This is a genomic window from Marinobacter sp. NP-4(2019) (assembly GCF_003994855.1).
GTDB lineage: Bacteria > Pseudomonadota > Gammaproteobacteria > Pseudomonadales > Oleiphilaceae > Marinobacter.
Genome location: NZ_CP034144.1, coordinates 15,067 through 31,324 on the forward strand (window position 1 = coordinate 15,067; position 16,258 = coordinate 31,324).

Here is a 16,258-nt window from a genome sequence, read left to right on the forward strand (position 1 = left end):
AGCCATCATCCTGAAAGATAATGAGCTTCTGTAGTGGTCAACTAATCCCGGACAGTATTTTAAGGTTTTCCTCAGCGGCAACGGGAGAAATACCACCGTTGAACGTGTGAGGTCGTTGCCGGTTGTAGTAGTCCATCAGATAGCCACCAACATCTTTTTTGGCCTCAGGCAGGTTCCGATATCCCAAGGCCGGTATCCACTCAGATTTCAGGCTCCTGAACAGCCTCTCCATCGGTGCGTTGTCCCAGCAGTTGCCACGTCGGCTCATGCTTTGTGTCATTCGATAGCGCCATAGTCTCTGACGGAACTTACGGCTTGCATACTGGCTTCCCTGGTCCGAATGGAACATAACTTTCTCTGGGTGACCGCGCAGTTCCCAGGCGTGGTCCAGAGCTTTGACGACCAGATCTGCATCCGGACTGGATGACAACGCCCAACCAACAACGCGGCGAGCATACAGATCCAGCACGACAGCCAGATAACTCCACCGCTGGCCGCTCCAGACGTAGGTGATGTCACCACACCAAGCCTGATTGGGCCGGTCTACCGTGAACTCGCGGGCCAGGTGGTTCGGGATATCCGGTCGTTCGACCGTGGCCTGCTTGTAAGCGTGAGGGCCTGGCTGCTTACAGATCAGCCCCAACTCGCTCATCAGACGTCGAACCTTGAAGCGCCCGACGACAATGCCTTCTTCGCTGAGTAAGCCCTTTATTGTCCGGCTGCCGGCAGAGCTGCGGCTCTTCGTGAACAGCCGGTTTACCTGGGCCTTCAGGGCCAGACGCTCAACATCCACACGGTTCCGCCGTTGGCGGTATTCGTAGTAACTAGAACGACTGATATCAAACGCATTGCAGACCATTTCAACAGGTATTCGCTCACTCAACTGGTCTATCAGCGCGTACGATTCATGTCGTCCGACATCAAGAGAGCGGTAGCCTTTTTTAGTATGTCTTTCTCCTGTTCAAGGCGCTTGCAGCGGGCTTCCAGCTCCTGAATACGGCGCTGCTCCGGGGTTAACGCCTTGCCCTTCGGGGTGACACCGTCACGCTCCTCGGTCAATTGGTTAACCCAGCGCCGGATAGCACTTTCACCAATTCCCAGAGACACGCTCGCCTGGGGAATCGTGTAACCTTGATCCAGCACCAAGCTGGCTGCTTCCTGTTTGAACTCAGGAGAAAAAGAACGTCGCTTTCTGGTCATCAGACACCTCGTTTATGGTGGCGATATTACCACCTACGTTGGTGTCCGGAATCATTGAACCACTACACTTCTTCTTACGCTCAGTTCGTTTGGTAAGGGTATACACACCATCGATCTTCTGGAGACGTTCAGCCTTACGCTTGCGCGCCTCTTTCATTAATTCATAAGTTGTCTTCATCGTTACGCCTTCTCTGAGCCTCTAACGCACTGTTTCATGCGAATTCAGATCATTCTGTACTGAAACCTCACCCCAGGCCAAGCCCGTCAACCTCATGAGAGACAGACCTGGTAAACATTTTTGTTGGGGTCTTTGCGGCTAGCTTTTCGCAGCCGGTTTCTCGGTCACTTCGCACTCCGCCAGGGCTTCACGCGCGGCGGCCAACTCGGCGGTTACCTGCCGGTTTTTTTCGTGTTCCTGGTTTAGCTGTTCCTGAATCTTGATCGTTTGGTTTTGGGCCTGGCTGGCGTCTTTCCGCGCCTGAGCAAGCTCCTTTTTCAGTTCGGCCAGATCGGCTTTAAGGTCGGCGACGGCCTGGGCGGCGGCTGCCTCTCGGGCTTCCGACACGGCTGCGGCCTGGGCGGCCTGGGTGGCGGCTTCTTTTGCGTCGTCCCGGCGGCTGAGGGCGTCGGCCAGCTCGGTTTTCAGGGTAGTGACCTGATCGGTTAGGGCCTCCACTTTTAGCCGGCTAGTGGCCGTTTCCAGTCGTGCAGCTTCGGCAGCCTGGGCTTCGCGCTGCACCTGCTCGGCGAGTCGGTCGATTTCGGTTTTCCGTTCTTGGGCGACGGCCTGGGCGCGATCCCGGTCGGCTTCCAGTTGTTCGACCCGCTCCCGTAAAAGTTCCGCTTCTTCCTCCAGTCGCTCGCCTGCGGTGGCCAACTCGTCGGCGGTTGATTGGGCCTCGAGAGCGTCGGCTTCGGCCTCCGCTCGTGCGGCACTAGCGGCCTTGTCGATCTCGGCCACCAGCGCGGCCTGTAGATCTGCCGGGAGCTGCGGCGCTTCCCTGCGGGCCTGTGGTTGTGTTGCTTTCCAGGCTTTTAAATGGCGGTGAACCGTGTTCGGGCTCCCGCCTATCAGGGCGCGGATTCGGTCGATGGTCGGGTTTTCGCCACGGCCTTTAAGCTCGTCGGCGGCCTGATTTACTTGGTCTGCAGTTATTCCTGGGCGGGCCATGATGACTCCTTAAATTTTTCTGAGGCCGGTAACTTCGGCAGTTTCGAGGGATCGCGGGCTAAGTTCGCCCTCGGCTTTTTTACCCGCCAAGTAGGCGGCGTGACTGGGGTTCCGGGCCGTCACTTCGTAATCCAGGACGACCGCGCCGGCTTCAATTTTGACCGCGTAATCGTATTCCATATCGCACCCCTCTGTTTCATATTCCATACTATATTATGTATTATACATAATATCATACATAATACAACACATAATACAGTACGTTTACAATATTAATAAGGGCGCAGCCTCTACCAACAAAAATCTGAGAAGCTTACTCTGGTGAAACGATCAAAGAATGGGAATTCCTTATGAGCGCAAAAGCATCCATTTCCGGCGGTGAACACTTCCATTTCTATACGGTAGAGCTGCTGTCAGAGGAACCACGATCGGTGTTTCTGGAACTCACACCGCCTCCGACGTACGAACTTTCGAAAGACGTTTACCAGGGAAAAACAATAGAGAGTCTCACGGCCGAAATTCCCAGTGAAATTATGGATCGAATTGCAATCGACTGGATAAAGCGGAGAAAGCTACAAGACGCTGTCGGCGGCCCTGTAGGACTGGAATGGGGCTCACCGGATTGTCCATACGATTAAGATCGTCGCGGAAGGCTCCGCCCGTCGCTTCGCTCCTCCTGGTGCTCCTGCGTCGTGGACGATCGCAAGCGATCCCCCACTCCTTGCGAGCGGGATTACGGGAATCAGATTGAATTCAGAGGGGACAGCGGAAAAGAAGGTAATCGGCGGACAACGCAAAAACGCAGAAACAGCTCGGCCAGGTGCCGCCCTCGGCTCACGCCGACCCCTGTATCCACGCCTTAAAAAAAGCGCTTCAACATGTCGCCGTGAACCAAGGGAATTCGCCCTCGGCGGTGCGCTCACTGACTGGTTTCAGGCTTATGACGTCTTGCCGGACTCGCCCCACCCTGCTGCGCCCAGTCGGTCAGATTGCTATGACTTTCGGGTTTCCTTCACCGCTGGCACCGTACTGGGTAAAGGCTCCTACTTTCACTCTCTGACTGCCATACGCGCCACCCTGAGCAGATCCCCTTGTAGGTGGCTAGGTACTCGAAAATGCCCAAAGCATCTTGATTCCAAGCATTTTCGGGGTTCGGGAGGACCGGAAGGCTTTTCAGGCGTTTACACCGGGAATGGTGTACACTAGAATGGCTTATCCGGTCTCGATCGCGCCCGGCCAAAGACGAGATTCCCGAGACCGAGGTGGATAGCCGGACGGCAATCCGGTCCACCCCTAAAAGCCCCGCTTTTCAGCGGGGCTTTTTTGTGTTCGATTTCCGGAAAATACCCCTTTTTATTTTTCAACGCAACTTTTGGCGTGAAAAACGTAAATATTTGACGAAACTCCTTTTTTTGATAAAACAACTTTTGCATTCGGGCAAGTAATTACACTTCCATTACGGACCCTTTCAAGGACTTGGGAGCGCTAGGCGCGAATCGTCGCGGCCTGAAATCCGATCGCCTTCGCCGCATTGAAGGCGGCATCGAGTTGCCTTAGCCGATAGCGACCCCATCCCGGCGCACATTCGCCAGCAATCGTGGGTTTGAATGTGTGTCAGGGTTTTCCCACTCGCTTTCCCACACCGGCAGCGCCTCAATCCGTAAACCCGTTTCCAGCAGCAAATCGAACGACAGCGCGGCCAGTTCCAGCTTCGTTTCCACGTAATCCCCCGGCTCCCCGGCCATGATTACCGCCACATCGGCATCGGATTCTTCGTGGTAATCGCCTCGCGCCCGACTGCCGAACAGGATCAGGGATTGAATATTGAGTGTTTGTCCGGCCAGGTCACCGAACCGAAAAATCGCCGACCGGACGTTAACCACTTTATCGAACGATTGCTGATGTTCCAGATCCATTTCCGCCATGCCCTACCCCACTAACTTTGTGTCACCGTCACCGCCCGGAAGCCGACCGACCGACACGCAGCAAAGGCGGCATCGAGAGAATTGAACACCCGGACCACTTCGCCCCCCTGACGTTTCCGGTTCAGGATCATTGCCACCTTGGCCCCGTTCCGTCGCCGGAACTGACAGCACCAGCGCGAGGCCGGTCCTGGCTCCAGTGGTGCGGTGACGATCTCAGCGGCGAGCAAATCTCCCGCCTCAAACAGCAGTCGTAAACGGTCAAGCGTCATTGTCGTTGATTCCCTGGTGCTTCTTGTTTAAGTAGTCACTTAGCAGGGCCACCATTTCCGCACCGCTAATCACTCGGGCACGTTTGAGTGCCACCACCAGATTTTCCAGGTCGTCCGGTCGCACGGTATCACCAGCCAGTGCGGTTGCGGTATCGGCCAGATCATCGGCAGCGGTTGGCTGGTAGCGAACGCAATGGCGACTGACCAGCTCAATAATTCGGTTGCGGGTGGGTTGTGACATTTTTTGATTGTGCCTTTACAAATCGTAGATTTGTAAAGGCCAGCTTGTCACAACGTTGGGGTTTTGTCGTGTCGGATCTAAGGAATGGGACCTTCCTTTTACCATAATCCCCGTTATTCGCAGTTCCCGCCTTCGTGGCGCTCAATGACGATAACGCCATTTTCGAGCGTTACGTCCACCTGGTCACCGATCCGAATCTCGGCAAGATCCATAATTTCCTGCGGGATGACCACCACCAGATCCTCGCCATCCTGTTCGATTGTTGTCTGCATTCAACATGCCTCACGTTGTCAGTGTCTGATTTCCGAGCGCTTCAGGGCTAGGCGTTATAGACGTGATACATCACGTACTGGCGTACGCGCTTGAGGTCGCCCGCGAGCATGATTCTGATCGGAGGCTCGTTATCAAAAGCGCCATTGGGTGTCTTGATCCAGGCGCTGGCTCGCTCCTGGTCGAGATCGTAAATACGATAAAGGCCCTCGTTGATGGTGACAATCTGCTGCGCGGCTCTCGGCTGATCGAGCAGCTGCCTCGTCTCATGGTCTGTGAGATGCCAGGTTTTGCAGATCTGTTGCGCGGTGGTGATGCTTTTCATCGAATTAGAGTAGCATCACACTTTCACCGTCGTCCTGTATTTGCACTCCCCGTTTTCAGGCCGCTTGAATACCCTATTCACAGCGCTGAAGAACCGTCCTTTGAGCACAGTCTAACGCGAGAGTATAGTTTTCTGGCACACAGCCTGGAGAACCGCGAGATGACAGCTGAGGAGCTAATTGAGCGATTAAGAGCACTGCCGCCGGAGACGCTCGTGCTGGTCGAGGGTTACGAAACTGGCTTTGATGCCATTGTGGGATTGAAAGCCGTTGACGTGTTTCGGTTTCGCAAAGCCACAGAATGGGACGGTGAATACCAGACACCCTGCAACTTTGCTGGAAGCGGAAGTCGAACCTCACCAGCGACCGTGATTATTGGACGGCGCGGTACTAGAAGGGAGCCCGGAGACTGATCGCGCTCTGATATTTAACGAGTCAATATTGACTCACCTTTGGCGATGAGTTAAAATTGACTCATTATCCAAGGGGAGCGTCCAATGAAAATCAACTACACCTCATCGGTCACAGGCAAGCGGACCACCGCGCACGTCGACGAGAACCTCTGGCGCATCCTTCAAAAGACCATCGCAATGACCGGCGGCAAGCGTGTGGAAACTGACGGGCGAGCGTCCGTGGAGCACTGGGTGACGGCGTTTGATAAGGAGTTCCGGACCTGGGCAAAAGGTGAGGCGCCGACGTTCTCGGCCTATATTTCAAAGCGATTGACCGAGGAAGTGATGATGGACCTGGAGGCCCTGAGTTGAGCAGATCCAGCCCCTATCTCTTGCAACGAAATTCCGTGATGCATAAAAAACACTGAATTTATAACTATTTAGTATTTCATACACAGATTCTGTTGATCCACAATAAGCTCACTACTCAGCCCTGTACGCAATGATTCAGTTCGTTGGCCGTTAGGGTGAAAAAACCGGCGCAAGCCGGTTTTTTCGTTTCTAGGGATTGGTTTTGTGAGAGCGGTTTGAGAACAGTCTTCTTCGTTGACGGATACAATCTCTATTACGGCCTGCTCACTGATACGCCCTACAAGTGGCTGAACCTCCCTTCCCTTCTCGCCTCCATCGTTCATGAACAAGACCCGGCCAGCCAGCTGGTGGGCGTTCATTACTTCACCGCCTCGGTGCAACCGAAACTCGCCACGCGGGGCATGAAGTCAAAAGAGGCTCAGGACACCTACCTTCGCGCCCTGAGAGCGCAGCAGGTCACGGTGCATCTCGGGCGGCATCGCCTCGATCACCGCAAGGCACCCCGGTTTGTTTGTCACAAAACGCCGGCTTCCAGAGAAGATAAGGTCGATATCTGGCACCTGGAGGAAAAGGAAACCGACGTCCGGATTGCGATCGAAATGTATCGCCTCGCCGTGAGCCAGAAGTACCAGGACGAAGGGGGCGTTCAACAACTGGTGCTGGTGTCGAGTGACACCGACATGGCGCCCGCGCTCGAGGCCGTCCGCGCCGACTACCCAGACCTTAAAATCGGCATTATCCTGCCGCGAGGCAGAGACCGTACCGATCGGCCGGCCGGCTCGCTTCGCAAAAACGCCGACTGGATGCGCCATTCTATTTCTGAAGAGGAGCTACGCGCTCACCAGTTTCCCGATCGCGTGCCAACCCGCAAGAAACCCGCCGACAAGCCCGACTATTGGTGATCGGGTGGGGGTAGGGCCGATAGTATATACTATGCGCTGTTGGTCCGATTACGCCTCACGACAGTCGATAACGGTCAAAGCTGCCGCCGCGTTCTGCTCATCATTTAACGCACCTTTGCACCACTGTTGGTAGGTCAACGGCCCGAAATCACCGATAACCTGGCGATTATCGGCGTTTTGTGGCGTGCTGATCGTGAAAATGGTGTAAGCAGAACTAACCAACCTGGTAGGAAACCTCTCATGTCAGACACGCCAACCCCTCAGACAATCGCGAAGAACTGGTATCTGGTAACCGTACGGGATAAAAACGGTGAAGCGTTGGCCGATTTTTTCTGGGGAATCGTGGTGGAAGATCGGAAGAATCGCTTTAAGCCTGGTGATTACGTGTGCTCAACGCTGATCGTCGAAACGCTGGGCGATTCCCTGTTCCGCACCCAAAATACCCTCTATGAAGGCTCAGGCGAGGGTGAACGGGTGTCACTGGCCCTTCGCCACTTCAAGTGGCTGAGAGCTGGCCTCAGCCCTCCTGAAATTGAAGCTCTGGCTGCCAACAACCTGCAAATTGTCGGTCTTTGACCGAGGAGACTTTGTTTCGCTTTGAAAAGTGACAGAATAACAACAAAGCAGCGATCGGCGGCCTATTTGTGAAAATATAATCACTCCGAGGGCAAGCATGGGCGCAACCGGTACGACTCTGGGCAACATGATTCGCCAACGGCGTAAGAGTCTAAACATCAAAACGCAAAAAGAGCTGGCTATCAAAGCTCACGTTCACCGTGAGCGAGTGAACCAGATTGAAAATGACAAATACACAGGCCGGCTGACGGATCTTGAGCGTGTGCTCGCGGTACTTGGGATGGAGCTTTCAGCAAAGGTTATTGATCGGCCAACGCTCGAGACCATCCACTTGTTATTCCCCGATGAAGACGAAGATTAACTTCTATCTCTCAAACAATCCCAGCACCTCGCAAGGTGTATCTCCACCTTGCACGGTGTACTCCAGCCAAGGTGTATCTCCACCTTGCACGGTGTACTCCAACCAAGGTGTATCTCCACCTTGCACGGCGCACTCCAACCAGGGTGTATCTCCACCTTGCACGGTGTATGACTAAGCTAGTTTCATCAGAAAAAATCAGTGTTATTATGACTTATATTCGGCGTTGTTTTAGTGTTGTATTGGCGCTAAAATGATGTTGTTTTGGTGCTAAAAAGGTGCTTTATGATTCTTTTGATAGGAAATCAGAAAGGTGGGTGCGGGAAATCAACGACCGCAACGAATGTCGCGGCTGAGCTCGCTATCCGAGGCAAGGACGTTGTTCTGGTTGATGCGGACAGACAGGCCACTGCTGCGCGCTGGGCAGAAGACCGGAAAGCGTTGAGCGGCGTTCCGGCGGTTCACTGCGTCCAGAAATACGACAACGTAAGAGAAACCTTGCTCGACCTGGATAAGCGTTACGGCTTTGTCGTCGTTGATGCAGCAGGACGGGATTCCAGGGAATTGCGCACCGCAATGACGGCTGCAAATTTGCTGGTGGTGCCGTTCCGCCCTTCGCAGCCGGATCTGGACGTGTTACCCACACTTCAGGAAATCATCATCGGGGCACGAGACTTGAACCCTAAGCTCAAGGCATTTGGGGTACTCACGATGACACCTACCAACCCGAACGTGAGTGAGGCTGAAGAGGCGCGCCTCTACCTGAGCGATTACCCTGAGATTGCTCCGCTTCGCTCGGTGATCCGAGATCGGAAAGTGTATCGAGATGCCGTCAGTGAAGGCTTGGGCGTCGTTGAAACCGACAACAGCAAGGCAAAAGCCGAGATTCAATTACTAGTAACGGAGATACTGAGCCATGGTTAAACGCCGCTCACCAGAAGCGACCTCGACCGATGCCGATCGGATCGAGGCGTTCGCTAACCAGGCGGACGGAGGGGAGGCCATGAAAGCCGATCCCAACGCCCCACGCGATTACAAAAAAATCAACGTGCCATTCAATGAATACGAGTACGAGATTCTCGAAGAGGCGTCAGAAAGAACAGGGAGATCGAAGTCGAACTTTCTTCGATGGGCAATGATTAAAGCTGCTAAAGAGTAAAAAACACCAGATTCACCGGTATTCTTTTTATGACAGCTTCATTAGTAGAAAAAGTAATTTGGCGCTTTTTTGGTATTTTATTAGCATAATTTAAGCGCCTTTTTAGCACTGTATTAGCGTCATATTTTATCAATTACTAATAGCGCTCTCCTAAATAGTTGCCGCCAGTTTCACGGTGAAATTGGCGGCAACTGGTATCCGTCATTCATCTTCTTTCCGGATTTCCCAGAGCAGTGAGTTGTCCTCAGAAACGATCTTTTCGTCAATCATGGTCTTCGCTTCTCTGGCAAAGCGTAACTGGGCATTCATTGGAATCTCAGCCCACTCTACCCCGTTCGTCTCTTCGTAACGCTCCAAAATCTCCATGAACGCATTGAGCACCATTTCCGAATACACCAGGTGCGCGAAGTTCTCTTCCTCCCCTAAAAACCGTTTGCTTAGCATGTTCCGGAAAGCCAGCACGTATAGCCGCTGTTCTCGATCGAGTCGATTCCATGCTTCCTGAACCGTTCGATAACCGGTCAGAAGCTGGGGGTCACTCAAGACAAAACCATTCACAATGGTCTCAGTGGTTGAGCCGGTACCATACACCAACGCGGCCAAATGGGCTTTAACACGATAGTCGTTAAAATCGACGGCGCTCTCATGCCAGATAATCTGCATATCGAGATTCCACGCGAGATATTCAAAAGCCATAACAATCCTTGAGGGTTAATATCGTTCGGGCGGCCTTTAAACTGGGCACCCGCTAGGGTGCCCAGCGTTCAGGAATTGCCCTCAAAGCGGCAAGCGTACGACAGTATTGGGGTTAGTTCCCGAGGCGCACGCCAGAACACCAGGTTCGGCTTTGAGGTTCGTCAACAACCCCAGACAGTCGCTAACCACAGGCCCCTCAAGCAAGCGGGCAGACGCCGGATCTGACAAGGGAATAGCCAAGGTTCCTGAAAAGCGAGTGACGTTATCCGGATTCGCAAACCGCTGCAGAATGATCTCGGTCTCGCTCGCTGACGCTGGCTTCAGCTCCAGAGAGAACGCTTTTCGGGTGTGGGTCGCAATGAGTGTCTCTTCACCATCAAGGGTCACCACGGCCAGACCTTCAATCAATCCAGGCTCGATAACCTGGGAAAAAGGATTTTGCGAGAATGTCACCACGGTTTCCGCTGTGACAGGCACTTGCTCGGCCGATCCAGCCGCCGCAACAACGTCACTGCTAGACAGTTTTTTGATCGTGATTGCGCCCGAATCGTTTGAGCTTTCGGCAAAGAAGATCGCTCCGCTTCCCGCATTCGTCGCCACGGCGGAGACAAACCCATCGCGATTCTCGTACAGAAGCTGAGCTTCGAATGGCTTCACATTGGCCCATATAGTGCCCGTCGTCTCTACGTAGCTGTCCTCAGCGCCATCCTCTGAAATGAAATACTGAAAATCGGGTTCGCCGCTCACCTGGATAGCTCGACTGGGGCCCGCGGCAATGAGCACGTTTTCACCCGTATTCCGCTCAAGGCCATGGAAAGCCAGATCGGTACATCGCGTAAGCTCAAGGCCAGAAGGCTCGAGGCTAAAGCCGTCGATCGGAATATCCGCGCCGGATATCTCAAGATCGAAGGAATTCCAATCCGTATCCAACCGACTGAGCGAGAAATTCACATGGGCGGGGCCGGTGTAAATTTTCCCATTCCGATCGGCGTTGAAGGGCGTTCTGTCACCGGTGCCCGTGCCCACAGAGAAGCGCTCGCCACCGCCAACGCACATGAAACTAATGGCACTGTTCGGATCGTCTACAAACAGCGGATAGTCGAGCGTGGCGTCTATGCGAACGTTCGCGACAGCTTCATCTGGCATCGAGGCCGTAAATTCGTCGGTCGAAATTTGGGGGTCGGCACTGGTGTCCGCTGGATCCAAAACCCACGTTCTGGGCAGACTGCCCGACTCAGGGTCTGAAGCTTTCGCCAAGCCCTCGCTGACGCTGTTTGTATAGGCGTGCAGGGTGAAGCCGCCGAAGATGTGGATGCCTTCAATAACTTCCTGCTCAGACGTTTGGAAGCCTAAATCGGTCAGGAACGGCTGCACAGGCTCCGGCTCCGGCTCTGGTTCAGGTTGTGGTTCCGGCTCCGGCTCTGGTTGAGGCTCTGGGGTTTCGACCGGAGCTGACTGAGGTTCGGTAACGCTGAATCGGCTGTCGCCGCCGTTACAACCGGCAAGACCAAAACCGGCAAGAACGGCAAGAATCACAAAAGTTTGATTGTTCATGGCTCTTTTACCTTTTTATCTCAAGATTGGCTGTCGTCGCGAAGCTTGATTTCGACGCGGCGGTTTTCGGAGCGGCCCTCTTTGGTCGCGTTGCTACTGACCGGTTTCGTTTCACCGAATCCTCTGGTGAGGATGGAATCCGGTGAAACGCCAAACTCATTCACCAGGACAGCTTCAACAGCCTTTGCACGGGCAAGACTTAGGCGCTGGTTGAAGGATGCGGGGCCACTGCTATCGGTGTGGCCTTCGATAATGATCGTTAGGTCAGGCTGCTCTGTGACGGCAGTGGCGAACTCGGAGAGCTGGCTTGTGTCTGCACCGGCGCCGATTGCCGCGCTGCCAGATGCGAACGGAAGGCTTTTCTCAGTCACCCTAAACTGAGCAATGATTTTTTCCGGTTTCGGCTCTGGCTCGGGTGCTGGCTCGACTTCTACCTTCGGAACCACAACCGGATCGGGCTGGGTCACTACAGGGGTCGGAGCTGCTTTAGCGGTCGACTTCCCGCCGAACAATCGAGTGATCCCGGCGAATACGACGGTATCAGCGTAGGCATCTTCAACTTCAACGCGCCCTCGGACCCCTGTCGACACCATCCACGAATCACCGATCATGGCTTCGAAGCCCGCCTCGCCATAAACCGATACTTCAGTTTTGTCCTTGTTGAAGGTGGAGCTGTCGAAGTGGTGAAGATTGATGCCAGAACCCAGAAAAGGCCGAGCACCATAGAAATCAAGATTCTGGACGTGATAGCGAGCGCCACTACCCAGCCGGTAAGCATCCACGTCTCCACCCAGATTCTTCGTTTCCAGAGAGCCATAACCGGCCTCGAGGCCCAGGGAAATGCTCGGGGACAGGAATCGCCGACCGGCGACGCTGATTTCGGTGAAATCCTCCAGGTCATCAATCGCCCCGGAACCGGAATCACCCATAAAGTAATGGGAAAGATTGGTTTCTGCGCCGATCGAACCGGCGGTAGGAAAGGGGTTAGCGTTTGCTGAAATCGCCAGCATGGCGATCGAAACACTAATTATGAAACGGCTTAAATTCATGGTTAATCCCTTCTTGGCTTGGTATCAAATTGGCGCTAACGCCAAACAACACCATATTAGCACCTTATTAGCACCAATCAAGCGCTAATTATATGCTTTTTTGGTGCTATTTAGACGCAATGCGACTAGGGCGCTCCGGGAGCTATTGAGGGTTCTGTTATTTAGATGGAGAGAGGGGGGGGAGAAGAGCAGAGCCGGGCTTAGCCCGGCTCTGCTCTTTTACCAAGTGTGGACAGGCTGCTCCCACACTGGAACTTTGTGGTCGTTGTTCAATAAGAGATTTCTAACTTCCTGGTATAAAATTGTCTCTTTCAGCGTCTCTTCATAAGCGTCTTTGTTACCACAGAAGCCGTAACGGATAAGTATATCTTGAAGACGGCACTGATCTTCCAGGAGAGGACTGAACTCGGTTTCTATGTCGCTGCAATGAAGGGTTACACCGGCGCGTTTCAGAACTCCTTCCATCCGCCTCGTCATCTCCCATTGAGCCGAAACGATCTCTTTAGACGGAAAAATACAAGTGACCTCTTCGAGCCACGCAGAAAATTTGTCGAAACCACTATCATCAAAAAAATTTTCACGGTTCATTTTTGCAGTTCCTACTGTAGTTTCAGTTGCTAGATAAAAGCCTGCCCAACCAAGCCTTACATGTAAGTATGCGCCGAAAAATATTACATGTAAAGGTCGGTTGACTGAAACTTGTCAGAACAATTAGGCTCAAGCCTAACGCCCCATTTCACGAACTCTTTCACGGATTCTTTCTCGACCTCGATCAAATGAACGGCCGGTGTCACGTCCTGACGACTCCCGCGACTTCTCGTCGCGCTTCTCGTCTCGGCTGCCTTTCTCTTTCTCCGGACGTTGATTCTTGGCCTTTTCTGGCTCTTTGGGCTTGTTACTCGCACCGGCGTCACGCTGCTTCTCTGGCATGCTCTTCTCCTGCGATTTTGACTTCTGACGATCCTTCACGCTCTCAAGCGCTGTTTGTTTTTCGCCGCTTCGGCTCGAAATGAGCTTTTCCACGCCCTTTCGATCATTCGTGAAGAGGTGAACGCTGTTTTTCGCACGAGAGAGGATAGTGTAAAAGCTGCGCATATTGAGCAAGCTCTTATACTTGCCGCTGAGATTGGCTAAGACCCGGTTGCACGTTTTACCCTGGGCCGCGTGAACCGTTGTCGCGTAGGCGTGCCGGAAGTGCTTTCCGCCCTTTTCTTGGGTGTCGATGGTGTGACTCTTCCCGCGTGCGTCCTTGGCGTAGATTGTTCCCTTATCCACCCGATCGACAGTCAGTCGATCGCCATTGTTTAAGCCGCGATCCTTGTCGTTTTTCGTCCACTGGATCTGGTCGCCAGCGGCAATTTTCGTGTCCTGCTTCTCGTAGGCCTGAACCTTGTTCCCATTACCAAACTGCTTTGGCTTCCACTGGGCCTCATTACCTTCACGGTCTTTAAGGTGCACGGTCTGGCTCTTATAGTCGATCCGATCGACTTCGTAATACTCGCCTTTCTGAATGCCCGCTTTTTGATAGTCACGGGCAAACGTTACCTGGTCGCCTTCCTTGTACCGGCTGGCGTCTTTGGTCTGTTCGTTGGTGAGGTCTTTTTTCTCGAGGGTCTTAGTCTGGATCTCTTCGCCGTACAACGTGCCCTCGGCCTTGAGTCCTTCCCGGATCGTCTCGTTCAATGCCTGACGCCCGGCGCGAGTTGGGTCGATCACCAGTGTTTGCTCACGCTCGGCTTTATCCAGGGAAAGGTATTCTTTCGCGATTTCGTCGCGGCGTTGCCCTTCATCGAGCGTTTCTGTGATCGTCCCGCTACGCTCAATCGCTTGCATGGCCTTGGCGGTTTCACCCTCGATTGAAGCGTAAACGGCTTCTCGGGTATCGGCATTTTGCTGGCGAACAACGTCATCCAGGACAAAGGTTTCCATGCCGTTTTCCTGAAGTTGACGAAAGGCTTCACCCGCCTCCACGCTACCAGTTGCTGAACGTCACTACCAACACCACACGAGCATTAGCGCTTTCGCTCGCCCTTAAAAGCTCCTGCGTATCTTTCGCCGACAGCATCGAGGCCTCATCCACTACCCACAATTCTTTTTCTTTAGGGCCTTCGTCACGGCCAGACCGGGTTTTAACCAGGTGCGCGGCGACGGTTTCACTCTGAGCAATGTTCGCGCCTCGGACAACTGTTCTGCGGCACTTTTTGTCGGCGCCATACCTTTCACTGTGTAGCCTTGTGCTTGCGCCTCTGCGGCAATGGTTTTTAGAACGGTGGTGGTTTTGGCGGTACCGGCGTAGCCCTGAACGGCGGTAATTCGGTGATCGGTGGCCATGATTCCGGTGGCAGCGTCTTTCTGTCCCTGCGTCCACGGATAAGGCGATTCGGACTCTGCTCGCTCAATGGCGTGTTCGGCGTCTTCGACGGTTTTCAGAGGCTCTGCCTGTCCTCGTCCGGCCTTTTCCGCGGACAACATGCGGTACTCATTCCGCATTGCTTCAACGGTGGTGTAGCCGGTTTCTTGTCCATTTTCAGTGGCGACGGTTCGAGGTATTAACCGATCGGCTTCTGCAGCCTTGGCCATGGCCGCTTTTATGTCGCCGTTCGTGGCCGGGCTTCCGTAAGCCACCCGAAGCGCTTCACGCTCGAGCTCACTTTTGGTAAATCGGCTCTGTCGCTCTCCAAGGCTTTTAGCTGCTGATACAATAGCACTTTCGGCACTCTGGTCTGCTTCTTTTTGGATGGCTGACCGATCAGCGCCACGAGTTTTAGCTGCCTCTACAATAGAGCGAGAATCGACACCAAGCTCACGCTCTCGCTCTCGCCAGTCAGCCTTCATGGCCTCCCTATCCACATTTTTTTGTTTGCTTTTACGGGTCGCCAGTGCCGCCTTTTCTCTCATGGCCCTACTAGCTGTTTCCCTGGTTAAACCTCGCCGCTCCAGCCATTCGTCCATATTCTTAGAGCGATCACTGAATTCGCTCCGATGTGAGTTCGTAAACTCGCTCAACTCAAACCCGTGCTCGGTGCGCTCCACGTCGTAACCAAGCTCCCTCGCTTGGCGCGCTAGCGCCTGCTTATAGACACGATCGGACTCATACTGAACCCGATAAAGCTCACGGGAATCGAGAGAGCGCCAGCGACCATCTTTGTCCTGAGTCGCATTTACGATCAGGCTGTGGGTGTGAAGATTCGGGTCAATTTCCCGACTTGTGCTGTGTCGAAAGCTGGCTCCAATTAAATTTCCCGTTCTTTCCCTGGTAATCTGATTTCCTTCTCGAATTCGAGTCTGGGCAACATTTCCTCCAGCCACTCGAACGCCTCTTTTACCGCGTTATCATGCGCATCTACTAAACGATGATCGCCACCTACCAACGCCGCAAGGCTGACCGATTTCGGGGCTGAGAAAGTGGCCTCCCATCCCGGACAACGTTCAACTTTTCCGTTCCGGACAGTTCCCAAAACAGAACCGTCGGGCATCTTGCCGCGCAGCAACTCGGCAAACCCTTCTCGATTAACTTCACCAGAAAGGTTCAGCCTATCCGAGCCACTACCGAGCCACTTCGAAGGTGCTTCACCGCTCTCTCGATAGTAGTCATCGTGATCATAATAACTCTCAGCATGGGACACACTGCCGAGCTTAACGGTGTTCCTCATGGCTAGGCTTCCTTTCGTAATGACCAATAACGAGATCGAGAGCTTTCCCTACTTCTTTGAAAACAGCCTCCCTGATGCCAGCCTCTAAAGTGTCGATTTTTTCTTGAAGAGGCTCGATTGCTCTCGAAATTCTTTCTTCTATATGCTC

General features: G+C 53.6%; 23 protein-coding genes and 1 pseudogene. 7 read left to right on the top strand and 17 right to left on the bottom strand.

Annotation, left to right across the window (positions count from 1 at the left end; translation table 11 throughout):
* Positions 1 to 37 precede the first annotated feature (37 nt).
* From EHN06_RS20985 to EHN06_RS21230, 4 genes are all read right to left on the bottom strand, one after another.
* Positions 38 to 1,200, bottom strand: a protein-coding gene (locus tag EHN06_RS20985; RefSeq protein ID WP_085986438.1) for an IS3 family transposase whose coding sequence is annotated in 2 segments (ribosomal slippage) — positions 38 to 945 and positions 945 to 1,200 — 1,164 coding nt in all. Because the reading frame shifts where the segments join, the coding sequence is not laid out codon by codon here.
* A complete protein-coding gene (locus tag EHN06_RS20990) occupies positions 1,169 to 1,378 on the bottom strand; it encodes a hypothetical protein (RefSeq protein ID WP_127334606.1) in 210 nt (69 codons plus the stop codon). Before EHN06_RS20990 ends, EHN06_RS20985 begins: the two co-directional genes overlap by 32 nt.
* A gap of 138 nt (positions 1,379 to 1,516) precedes the next feature.
* Positions 1,517 to 2,371, bottom strand: coding sequence for a DNA-binding protein (locus tag EHN06_RS20995; protein WP_127334607.1), 855 nt, complete (start codon positions 2,369 to 2,371; stop codon positions 1,517 to 1,519).
* A gap of 9 nt (positions 2,372 to 2,380) precedes the next feature.
* The gene (locus EHN06_RS21230; protein ID WP_164735663.1) at positions 2,381 to 2,551 is read right to left on the bottom strand and encodes a hypothetical protein; all 171 of its coding nucleotides are present in this window, start codon (positions 2,549 to 2,551) and stop codon (positions 2,381 to 2,383) included.
* Positions 2,552 to 2,721: 170 nt separating this feature from the next.
* Between EHN06_RS21230 and EHN06_RS21000 the strand changes: the two genes are divergently transcribed.
* On the top strand, positions 2,722 to 3,009 hold the full coding sequence (locus EHN06_RS21000) for a hypothetical protein (RefSeq protein WP_127334608.1): 288 nt from the start codon (positions 2,722 to 2,724) through the stop codon (positions 3,007 to 3,009).
* Positions 3,010 to 3,924: 915 nt separating this feature from the next.
* Here EHN06_RS21000 and EHN06_RS21005 read toward each other — a convergent pair.
* The 5 genes from EHN06_RS21005 to EHN06_RS21025 all read right to left on the bottom strand — a co-directional run bounded on the left by EHN06_RS21005 (position 3,925) and on the right by EHN06_RS21025 (position 5,401).
* A complete protein-coding gene (locus tag EHN06_RS21005; RefSeq protein ID WP_127334609.1) occupies positions 3,925 to 4,296 on the bottom strand; it encodes a nucleotidyltransferase domain-containing protein in 372 nt (123 codons plus the stop codon).
* An 11-nt stretch (positions 4,297 to 4,307) separates the two neighbouring features.
* Positions 4,308 to 4,565 carry a hypothetical protein gene (locus EHN06_RS21010; protein WP_127334610.1) on the bottom strand — a complete coding sequence of 86 codons (258 nt, stop codon included), beginning with the start codon at positions 4,563 to 4,565 and terminating at the stop codon, positions 4,308 to 4,310.
* Entirely contained in the window at positions 4,555 to 4,806 is a 252-nt protein-coding gene (locus EHN06_RS21015; RefSeq protein ID WP_127334611.1) for a hypothetical protein, read from the bottom strand. Before EHN06_RS21015 ends, EHN06_RS21010 begins: the two co-directional genes overlap by 11 nt.
* 113 nt (positions 4,807 to 4,919) lie before the next feature.
* Positions 4,920 to 5,078 (bottom strand): AbrB/MazE/SpoVT family DNA-binding domain-containing protein, encoded by a 159-nt coding sequence (locus EHN06_RS21020; RefSeq protein ID WP_127334612.1) that lies wholly within the window; start codon positions 5,076 to 5,078, stop codon positions 4,920 to 4,922.
* A 47-nt stretch (positions 5,079 to 5,125) separates the two neighbouring features.
* Positions 5,126 to 5,401, bottom strand: a complete 276-nt coding sequence (locus tag EHN06_RS21025; protein ID WP_127334613.1) for an MbcA/ParS/Xre antitoxin family protein — start codon at positions 5,399 to 5,401, stop codon at positions 5,126 to 5,128.
* 495 nt (positions 5,402 to 5,896) lie between these two features.
* Here EHN06_RS21025 and EHN06_RS21035 point away from each other — a divergent pair, with 495 nt between their 5' ends.
* The 6 genes from EHN06_RS21035 (at position 5,897) to EHN06_RS21060 (ending at position 9,158) form a co-directional block, all read left to right on the top strand.
* Positions 5,897 to 6,163, top strand: coding sequence for a hypothetical protein (locus EHN06_RS21035; RefSeq protein WP_127334615.1), 267 nt, complete (start codon positions 5,897 to 5,899; stop codon positions 6,161 to 6,163).
* A gap of 215 nt (positions 6,164 to 6,378) precedes the next feature.
* A complete protein-coding gene (locus EHN06_RS21040; protein ID WP_127334616.1) occupies positions 6,379 to 7,065 on the top strand; it encodes an NYN domain-containing protein in 687 nt (228 codons plus the stop codon).
* Positions 7,066 to 7,305: 240 nt separating this feature from the next.
* A complete protein-coding gene (locus tag EHN06_RS21045; protein ID WP_127334590.1) occupies positions 7,306 to 7,641 on the top strand; it encodes a DUF6957 family protein in 336 nt (111 codons plus the stop codon).
* 97 nt (positions 7,642 to 7,738) lie between these two features.
* Positions 7,739 to 8,002 carry a helix-turn-helix transcriptional regulator gene (locus EHN06_RS21050; RefSeq protein ID WP_228257516.1) on the top strand — a complete coding sequence of 88 codons (264 nt, stop codon included), beginning with the start codon at positions 7,739 to 7,741 and terminating at the stop codon, positions 8,000 to 8,002.
* Between the two features lie 282 nt (positions 8,003 to 8,284).
* Positions 8,285 to 8,923: a division plane positioning ATPase MipZ gene (locus tag EHN06_RS21055; protein WP_127334617.1), complete on the top strand. Its 639-nt coding sequence runs from the start codon at positions 8,285 to 8,287 to the stop codon at positions 8,921 to 8,923.
* Positions 8,916 to 9,158, top strand: coding sequence for a hypothetical protein (locus tag EHN06_RS21060; protein WP_127334618.1), 243 nt, complete (start codon positions 8,916 to 8,918; stop codon positions 9,156 to 9,158). The genes EHN06_RS21055 and EHN06_RS21060 overlap by 8 nt, the downstream gene beginning before the upstream one ends.
* Before the next feature lie 201 nt (positions 9,159 to 9,359).
* Here the strand turns inward: EHN06_RS21060 and EHN06_RS21065 are convergent, their stop codons facing one another.
* The 8 genes and pseudogenes from EHN06_RS21065 to mobF all read right to left on the bottom strand — a co-directional run.
* The gene (locus EHN06_RS21065; protein WP_127334591.1) at positions 9,360 to 9,854 is read right to left on the bottom strand and encodes a hypothetical protein; all 495 of its coding nucleotides are present in this window, start codon (positions 9,852 to 9,854) and stop codon (positions 9,360 to 9,362) included.
* Positions 9,855 to 9,935: 81 nt separating this feature from the next.
* Positions 9,936 to 11,408: a hypothetical protein gene (locus tag EHN06_RS21070; RefSeq protein WP_164735661.1), complete on the bottom strand. Its 1,473-nt coding sequence runs from the start codon at positions 11,406 to 11,408 to the stop codon at positions 9,936 to 9,938.
* 20 nt (positions 11,409 to 11,428) lie between these two features.
* Positions 11,429 to 12,457: an OmpA family protein gene (locus EHN06_RS21075; protein ID WP_127334593.1), complete on the bottom strand. Its 1,029-nt coding sequence runs from the start codon at positions 12,455 to 12,457 to the stop codon at positions 11,429 to 11,431.
* A gap of 219 nt (positions 12,458 to 12,676) precedes the next feature.
* On the bottom strand, positions 12,677 to 13,045 hold the full coding sequence (locus tag EHN06_RS21080) for a hypothetical protein (protein ID WP_127334594.1): 369 nt from the start codon (positions 13,043 to 13,045) through the stop codon (positions 12,677 to 12,679).
* 135 nt (positions 13,046 to 13,180) lie between these two features.
* Positions 13,181 to 14,428 carry an AAA family ATPase gene (locus tag EHN06_RS21085; protein WP_127334619.1) on the bottom strand — a complete coding sequence of 416 codons (1,248 nt, stop codon included), beginning with the start codon at positions 14,426 to 14,428 and terminating at the stop codon, positions 13,181 to 13,183.
* A 1-nt stretch (position 14,429) separates the two neighbouring features.
* On the bottom strand, positions 14,430 to 14,624 hold the full coding sequence (locus tag EHN06_RS21815; RefSeq protein WP_164735664.1) for an AAA family ATPase: 195 nt from the start codon (positions 14,622 to 14,624) through the stop codon (positions 14,430 to 14,432).
* Positions 14,537 to 15,292 carry an AAA family ATPase gene (locus tag EHN06_RS21820; protein ID WP_416332573.1) on the bottom strand — a complete coding sequence of 252 codons (756 nt, stop codon included), beginning with the start codon at positions 15,290 to 15,292 and terminating at the stop codon, positions 14,537 to 14,539. Before EHN06_RS21820 ends, EHN06_RS21815 begins: the two co-directional genes overlap by 88 nt.
* A 21-nt stretch (positions 15,293 to 15,313) precedes the next feature.
* Positions 15,314 to 16,110, bottom strand: a pseudogene (gene mobF / locus EHN06_RS21825) (MobF family relaxase); the annotation flags it as partial.
* Positions 16,111 to 16,258 lie beyond the last annotated feature (148 nt).